The organism is Rhodococcus sp. 1168 (assembly GCF_002091955.1).
Classification (GTDB): Bacteria; Actinomycetota; Actinomycetes; order Mycobacteriales; family Mycobacteriaceae; genus Rhodococcoides.
In genome coordinates this window covers 1-1694 of sequence record NZ_MKKY01000057.1, presented here as the reverse complement: position 1 = coordinate 1694, position 1694 = coordinate 1, and the positions used below count along the sequence as shown (strand labels likewise).

2 protein-coding genes are annotated in these 1694 nt (G+C 63.2%); one reads left to right on the top strand and one right to left on the bottom strand.

The window, feature by feature from the left end:
• Positions 1-1304 (bottom strand): IS1380 family transposase (locus BJI47_RS11095; RefSeq protein WP_088943789.1); only part of this gene is annotated, 1304 nt, incomplete at its 3' end.
• Positions 1305-1409: 105 nt separating this feature from the next.
• Here BJI47_RS11095 and BJI47_RS23745 point away from each other — a divergent pair.
• Positions 1410-1694, top strand: a 285-nt coding sequence (locus BJI47_RS23745; protein WP_254900528.1) for an IS3 family transposase, incomplete at its 3' end; no start/stop codon positions are given.

Sequence of the window (1694 nt, the reverse complement as noted above, 5' to 3'; positions counted from 1 at the left end):
GGTGCGCGCTGCGGCCGCACGAAACGCGCGGGAATGTTGACGATCTTCCGCCGTAGCGTCATTCCGCGGGCCTTCGCGTGCCGCCCGCCTGCCACGGTTCCGGCCGCTCGCAGCAGATTGTGGGCGATCGCTGCGCATTGCACCCAGGCGGAGTTCGCGCCGAACGATCCGGACGGCATGTGCGCGAGCGGGCCGTCGATCAGATCGGAGAACACCGTTTCGATGATCGCGTGCGCCCGGTGGGTGACATCGGCGGTCGTCGTCGGCAATGTGCTGTTGGTGAAGAACGGGTGATACCGCCACACCGGGAACAGCGCATCAGCAAATCGGGCGTCCTTGACCCGCCGCACGATCAACCGTGCAGCGACAGGATGTGCGGTGGAAGAGAAAGCGGTGAAGACGGTTTCGGCGACTTCGGCATCGGAAATCCAGCCACCGGTATCGGGGTCGCGGACCGCTCCCGGGTATCGCACGGGCGTCCACGCATCGTCTGCGATGGAATCGATGGCTCGTTGGACGAGACGGTTCTTGATCAGCACGAACGAGAACTCCGCACGGGCGTTGATGCAGGCGCGTACGACGCGACTGTTGCCGTAGGCGGAGTCGCCGCGGACCATGATCTTCCCGGTGGCGCCAGCCATCCGGGCGGTGGCGATGGCCTGGGCGACCATCCAAGCAGCACCGGTCCCGGATCCGGTTTTCCCTGCTCGCAGGCGCATGCCGGTGATCACCGGTGCCGAGTCGGCGGTACTGAGGATCGTCGCCAGCGGGGAGAGTCCTTTGCGGAGGATCTGCTTGCCGGCGATTTTGGAGTGACCGTAGGAGGCACCTTGTTTGGCGTGTCCGTAGACCGGGCGCAGAAGTGAGTCGATGTCGACGAACGCGCGGTCCGCGATGCCGGGCAGGATCTCTGTGCGGTGAGCGAGGGCAACGAGGTGTTCGCGCATGACCGATTCGAGTTGGCGATTATGACCGAACGTGAACTCGCGCAACAGGGTTCCGACGGTGGAAGGTGCGTAGACGGAGTCGAAGAGGTGTTTCGTGCCGCCGGATCGGAGGAGGTCGATGTCGTCGATGCTGTCGGCGCCGGCGCACATCGCGGCGATCAACGTCGTCAACTTCGGTGCCAGGTTCGCGGACCCCGATGAGATCTTCGGGGCGGTGATGGCCACCTTGTCCGCGAAGAGTTCGGTCAGGCCGGTCTGGTCGGCGAGGGTCATGATCGGCAGCAGTCCCGCGCACGACACGAGGTGGTCGTCGTCGAACTTTGCGGAATCAGGGCGGAAGGTGTGGGATGATCGCACTGGAAGTGTCCTGTTGGTCTGGTCCGATTTTTTGTGTGAGAACTCAAATCATTCCAGGTCGGAGGGCACTTTCTTCAGTTCGACACCCCACTACCTCCCAGATTCATCGGTGGATCGAGGCTCAGAGCCGCACTCCGCAAATATGCAGGCACGCATCCATTGCACGGTTTTCGTCGCGCCTGGGCTCATCTGAGGCACGACGTAGGCATGTCGGTGAACAAGAAGAAGGTCCACCGGCTCTGGAAGGAGGAGGGTCTGCAGGTTCGGATCTACCATCCCCGCAAGCGCGCCGGCGTCAGTTCGTGCCCGCAGATCGAAGCCGACGCCCCGAAAGTGGTGTGGGCTATGGATTTCCAGTTCGACTCGACCGTCGATGGGAAGGCCATCAAG